The sequence below is a fragment of the Colwellia sp. C1TZA3 genome, from assembly GCF_007954265.1.
In the GTDB taxonomy this organism is placed as follows: Bacteria; Pseudomonadota; Gammaproteobacteria; order Enterobacterales; family Alteromonadaceae; genus Cognaticolwellia.
Window position 1 is genome coordinate 1 of the sequence record NZ_VOLS01000098.1, and the last position, 6,245, is coordinate 6,245.

At 39.3% G+C, this 6,245-nt stretch carries 2 protein-coding genes; one reads left to right on the forward strand and one right to left on the reverse strand.

Translation table 11 applies throughout. The features are described from left to right. Positions 1-578: 578 nt before the first annotated feature. A complete protein-coding gene (locus tag ESZ39_RS16875; RefSeq protein ID WP_146881091.1) occupies positions 579-1,775 on the forward strand; it encodes an EAL domain-containing protein in 1,197 nt (398 codons plus the stop codon). A gap of 662 nt (positions 1,776-2,437) precedes the next feature. On the opposite strand, the gene ESZ39_RS16880 is transcribed toward ESZ39_RS16875, so the two are convergent. Then, a complete protein-coding gene (locus ESZ39_RS16880) occupies positions 2,438-5,932 on the reverse strand; it encodes a hypothetical protein (protein WP_146881092.1) in 3,495 nt (1,164 codons plus the stop codon). Positions 5,933-6,245 lie beyond the last annotated feature (313 nt).

Below are 6,245 nucleotides of genomic sequence, written 5' to 3' on the forward strand. Positions count from 1 at the left end.
AGCGCATAACGTCACAGTTAAACAGTGAGTGACTTGATGTTATTTTATAATAACGGCTTTAACTTGGCTCAAATTCAAGGGTTTTACCAATATGAGCGGTAAGCCCGAAGATAACCGCAATTTACTTTATGAGTGGATATTTTAATAAGCTATAAATACCCGTAAGTTACTTACAATTATGGCTTGGCGTTATCATGGGTGGCATAGTTGATCGTGGCTTGATCATGGGTGGCATAGTTGATCGTGATAACGGTTTTAACTTGGCTCAAATTCAAGGGTTTTACTAATATGAGCGGTAAGCCCGAAGATAACCGCAATTTACTTCATCGGTGGATATTTTAATAAGCTATAAATACCCGTAAGTTACTTGCAATTATGGCTCGGCGTTATCATGGGTGGCATAGTTGATCATGGGTGGCATAGTTGATCAGCACTTTCACGAATAAAACAATTGCAAAGTACGTTGACTCTAGGCAGAGTTATAGATGTTGAAATTACAACCAATGTGAAGTGTTGAATGGCCAGAATCTACTTTTTCTAGAGCCTCACCAGAAACATTAGATAGCAAGGATAAGCAAATGAATGGACAGAAGTTAACCGTAGAAGATTTATCAAACGCCTTAAAAAATGATGAGTTTCTTTTTCATTATCAGCCTATTCTTTCATTAAGAACCGGAAAAATTGACGGGGCTGAAGCGCTTATCCGATGGCAGAAAGCTAATGGCGATCTGATCCCCGCTGCAAAATTCATCCCTTTTGCGGAAGAAACTGGCTTTATAACCGAAATAACCAAGGCCATGATAGCTCATTTCTTGGATGATCAAAAAAAGATACTTCAGGTAGATAATACGATAGTTTCATCGTTAAATATCTCAGCCAAAGATCTGAGCGACGATACATTCATTCCAACATTATTGAATATTATTGACTATTCTGGTGTCGATCGTTCTAAAATAAAGCTCGAACTAACCGAGAACTCTGTTTTGTCTTTTAGCAATACTGGCTTGCTACAAATCGCTGAACTGAAAGCAAATCATATTGGACTTGCGATTGATGATTACGGTACTGGCTATGCTACTTTTGAGCAATTAAGGAATTTGCCATTTACCACTTTAAAAATAGATTACAGCATTACCAGTGATGCGATGTCCACACCTGATGGCCTGACACTTCTGGATCATAGTATTAAACTCGCGCACCAGCTTAATATGGACTCTGTGGCAGAGGGTGTGGAAGACCCTGACATAATAGGGTATCTAATGGGTATTGGTTGTGAACATGTACAGGGTTATTACATCAGCAAGCCATTAGGGCTTGCAACTTTTATCGAATTTATAAATCAAGAAACTGTTTGGAATACTTTTGTCCATGGCCACCTTTACAAGGCAATGGTTGACTATATAGAGTGGGTTAGAAAAGTTCATTCTTCTTTGTATATGTCGAACGCTAATATTAGGATCGTACAATTTGAGTCAGAAAATGAGCCAGCTGGACTATTTTTGCGTGAGGTTACCGATAGTGTCAATGTCTTAATGTATGATGAGCTTAATACCGCATACAAGAAAAGTTATGAATTGGCCAAAATTATGCTCAATGCAAAAAGCTCTGGAGATCAGGTTATTATTGATAAACTATTACCAGATTTTTTTGCAGTAAGTGGCGCCGTTAATACACTATTACAAAAAGCATATTCTAAAGAATGCCAACATGGCCTGTTAAAGAAAGGCGCTTTTTGGGATTCCTCGGATGGAAAGTCAGTCGACAGTCCTTATTAGTTAATAATCTTCAGGCGCATGTAGATAACCAGGGAGAATGATTGAAAAATCACTTTAACCGAGGTTATAAAACCTAGCACTGAGTTTCATCGTTAATATTTTTTAATTTATCTCACTCATTAACTTTTTAACGTAATCACACTTGTTTACCCTTTGTCAGAACAGTTGTCGTCATTAGTGTAAAGAAATAGTGGGTTTCGTGGCCAACTGCTGTGAAAACTATTTTGAACTGACATGATTAGACAATATCAGCGAAATAAGGTTCTGTAGATTAAGTTCTGGCGTAAAATGTCTCTTAATTTATACCAATCCCATTAATTTTGTGATCTTGTTGTGCGTAGGAAAAATATATCAGAGCAACGCTGACATGGTGTATTTTAACCAGCACAAATGAGCAATGATTTAATGGGATTGGTATTAATACTGCGCATAATAATTCGATGCTACTATTTTACACACAGCTTCTAAGAGCAATTCACCTTGTAAATATCATCAACTATGTCAAGTTTTAGTGATTAGTTGCGCTTAGAAGTGTGCAGTAACTAATGCCTTCAAAGCGAAAAATACACGGTTAGGCTAGCGTTTTTTAGTCTTTTTTTATTTGCTTATTTACTTATTTTTTATCTGGCCAGTAAAGGTAAGCACTATGTTTTAGCTTACAATTACTGGTGAGAGCGTAACTTTAAGGTCGATGTTTCTGCATCATAAATCAGCACTCGTTGGTAAGCGGGCAATAAGTAACTTTCAGCGCTACCGCCCGCTACAACCTCTGACCAAAGCTCTACTTGAGCCGCGTTATATTTACTATAAGTCATGCCCAAGGTTGGATCAAAACGGTAGAAGTAACTGTTGTTACCGGTATCTGTGGCGGTGTTAAAGCTTTGTACATTAGTATTGCCTTGAAGTAGGCCGTTGTCTGTGTAGATAGCGCCGTCAAAACTTGCCCATTCGCTGGTATTATTAGCGCTATAAATCGTATTAGCGTTATGACTCAAAGCAAAGTTGGATAAGTCAGTAAAGGCTGCATTGGTATAAGCGGGTTCGTTCGTTACTGAAATCGTTTCACTGGCATAGGCATTATAACTTAGCGCATAGCGTGCAAGCGAGATGGTTGCTTGCTTATAGGTCATAAATGTATTAGTACTGTTAGCTTGGGCAATGGTTGCAACAAAAAATGCATTTTCTTGATCCCAATATTGTCGCACTAAGTTTAGGTCGGCATATTCAAGCGTTTGTGTGATAACAAGGGGTATTCCAGCGATTATTTTTATCATCAGCGGGCGGTACTCTATGCTGACGTTGCCAGTGTTTATTTGGCTAAATTGATAGTTGTTTAAGTCAAATTGATAATGATTAATTCGACTTTGTTCAAGCCCATCTTCATCTAAATAAGTTTCGCTACTTGACGCTAACAGCATTGAGCCATCAGGGTGGATCACTAAGTTGGTTAAATCGACGTCGACTAATGGTGACCTTGTGCTGTTAATTAACGCGCCAGAAATAACATGGTAGGTACTGAGTGTATCGCCTTGAGCAATATAAACGTAAGGTCGCATGGGATCTAGCACAAGGCCTGAGGTATTAAAGCTAATATTACTAACATCGACATCATTGGCATCATCTGCGCCTTTATTGAAGGTAACATTAATACGGCCCAATAACGCGGTGTCGGCGGTAGTAGCCGATAAGGTTATTACTGCATTATGGACGCCGTTAGTGGCTATATTGGCGGGTGTGCCGGTGATAGTTAGTGTGTTATTAGTGCTGTCAGTTGATAACGATAACCAGCTAACATCGGTACTGGCTTGCCAAGCAATATTAGTTTCGCTGTTGGTTAAAATATCGAGGGTATGCACTAATGTTTGCTCGGTGGCTAAACTATTAAAAGCCAGAGACGGGTAGTTACTACTTAATCTTATGGCATCAATAGCCAGTTCAACTGTAATCACTTGGGTGGTGCCACTCGCCGGATCGTATATTGAAATACTAGCGGTCATTAAACCCCAATCTGTGATTAAACTGCGATCGATATCAATTAATATTCTCTCACCATTTTCATCACTCTGCGGTGCTAGTATCAGCCAAGGTGCACTGGCCGTTGCTTGCCAATCTTTGGAAACATTCGACAGTGTCAGTGTTTGTTGTGTTATGGCGCTATCGCCAAAAGTTGTGCTAAAGGCGAGTGTTTCAACCGAGCTTGAAAATTGGCTTAAGGTGATGACATCTATGCTATCAGCACTCGTTGATGTTATAACCGCACGGCTATCACCATTGGCAATTAACATTTTGGCTGGTTGATTTGAACCTAGCTCGATAGTGTTAGCAATGGTTTGTTGCTCGTTATAGACGTCGACTTTAAAACCAACTTCTGAGTCAAATCTAACATAGTGAGGGCGATCATTAGCACTATGCGCAAGGGCTAAATTGGTGATGGTTTCATCGCTATTTAGCACACCATTGTCGATAAATGTTGTGCCGTCAAAACTTATCCATTCACTTGTTGGGCTAATCGCATAGATATTTTGCTCATCAGCGGTAACATAGAAGTCGTTAATTTGCTCGTTTTCAGCTAATAGTTCAGGCCGGTAACTGTGGCTTATTTTTGTGGTGATGGGGTTACGACCAAAATCATTCACATTGACATTTAAACGCTTTATTGACATTAAATCATCGCTAGTGCTTATGTCTAAGGCGAACAGGGTTTGATTTTTCTCGGCGACATTAAACGCTCGAGCAAAAAAGGCGTTGGGCCCGTCGAAACCGACACGTATTAGGTTTTCATCGGTAAACTCTAAAACGGCGGTTGCAACAAAGTAGCGACCATCAAGGCGGATAAACTTCATGGGTTCATTAGTAATATCAAAGTCGTTTAACTCAATAAAACTCATGTCACTGAGCTTGATTTGATATCTATGGATGATGGTTTCACTGGTGTTTTCATCAATAAAGGTAGTTTCGACCGCTTTCGCTAACATCATGCTAGCATCTGGGTGAATAATCAGCTGCTCTAGTAAAGTATCTGCCGGCGCTATAACGGTTGTGGATAATAATTCATTAGTATAAAGGTGATAGCTGCGTAGCTCATTGTTGGTGGCAACATAATACTGCGGCAGTAAAGGGTTAGTCACCACGCCATCAGTATTAACCAGAATTTCTAGAGCATTATTTTCACTGAGCAAGTCAGATTTATAAAAGCTTACTTGAATAGTTTCTGCAGTGGCGGTGGTTTGTGCATTGCCACTAAGGGTGATTTTGGCAAGGGTTGTTGCGTTATTCGCTAAGGCCGTACTGTCGGCAATCAAGGTTAATTCATTAGTGTCAGCGTTAGGCGCTAGGGTTAACCACGCCGCTTCAGTCGTTGCTTGCCAGCCCCAAGGCAAAATACTATTTGAATTAATTTTAAGGGTAGTTTGGCTGTTACTAATATTAGCCGTTTGTGCTAAGGCAACGCTTGCTCTGTCAGCAAATAAATGAATGTTGTCTAAGCTCAATTCAACCGGATACTTTGTTGTGCCTAGTGGACTGGTGATATCGATGGTCGCTGGATAAAATCCTGCTACGCTAAAGTTACTAACATTAGGGGTGGCGGTAATGGTTGTTACACCATCAAAAAAGCTTTTTTCAAGGCTGAGCCAAGGCACTGAGCTTGCTAAGGTTAAGTTATCTGTGCTCGAGCTCAGTGTAAGTGTTTTTGAGGCAATAGTGTCAACACCATAAGTATCATCATAGGTAAGGGCCTGCCAAACCAGTAATGAAACATTTATATCGGTATGGGCTAAGTTTGTTGTTGCCGTATCGCCACTGGATAATCTTAAGGTTGTACCGTAAAGATCAGCTGGGATGCTATTAGCGTTAACTACATCAATATGAATAGTTGCAGAGGTTGCTGTTAGGTTGGTAATACGATAGTTTAACCAGCCTACAGGCTTTGCAGTAGGGGCGAAACCGAGTAATAACCCACCACCATCAAAGGTTACATCAAGGACAATAGTATTAGTTTCTGCTTGTAAAAATTCATGGTTAAATGCGACCGATGAAATTGATGAACTAATGGTGAATGTTGGTGTGGTATCACTTGAACCACCACATGCTTGTAAAAATAGTGAGCTAAATAAAATAACCAATATTAAACGCATGTTTTTAATTTGTCCCTTCATACATGTCCTTGTTTTTATTAATAGCTAGAACTTAGCTTTTATTTATGACTGAATGTCGCTCAATGATGGCTAATTCATGATTTAAATTGCTATCAGTTTATTTTGCGTGATTATTAACATAATGTAAAACTTATTAATTAAATGTAAATTATGATTGGTGTTGCGTAAAATTAGTCATCATTTATATAATACCAGTTCCATTAAGTTTGTGATCTTGTTGTGCGCAGGAAAAATAACTCAAGGTAAGGCGCTCGATTGAGCAATAGCTGGCTATTGGGATTGAGAGCAACACAGCCTTGAGCTATTTTAACTA